Genomic DNA, 235 nt, shown 5'->3' with positions numbered 1-235 from the left:
ATCATTTTTTACAAGACAAGGCAATGGGTAACGATTAAGCTTAGTGGTATCGATTCTCATACCACTAAGCTCATATGGATACGATTCGATATTATTCAACGCCGCATCAAGCGATTAATCTGATTGAAGCTGACTATAAAAAGTTTGCCTTTCAACGCCACTATCATCTGGATTTTCATATCGGTTTGATCACCAGTGGCCAACAAAAGTTTGTTTATCGTGGCAGCCAACATCA

General features: G+C 38.7%; 1 protein-coding gene. It reads left to right on the top strand.

Annotation, left to right across the window (positions count from 1 at the left end):
• Positions 1 to 74: 74 nt before the first annotated feature.
• Positions 75 to 235: AraC family ligand binding domain-containing protein (locus Q5762_RS40280; protein ID WP_399495670.1), on the top strand; the 161-nt coding region annotated here is incomplete at its 3' end.

The organism is Streptomyces sp. P9(2023), assembly GCF_032436795.1.
Lineage (GTDB): Bacteria > Actinomycetota > Actinomycetes > Streptomycetales > Streptomycetaceae > Streptomyces.
Note: the sequence above shows the minus strand (reverse complement) of the source record. Positions and strands in the feature narration are given on the sequence as shown.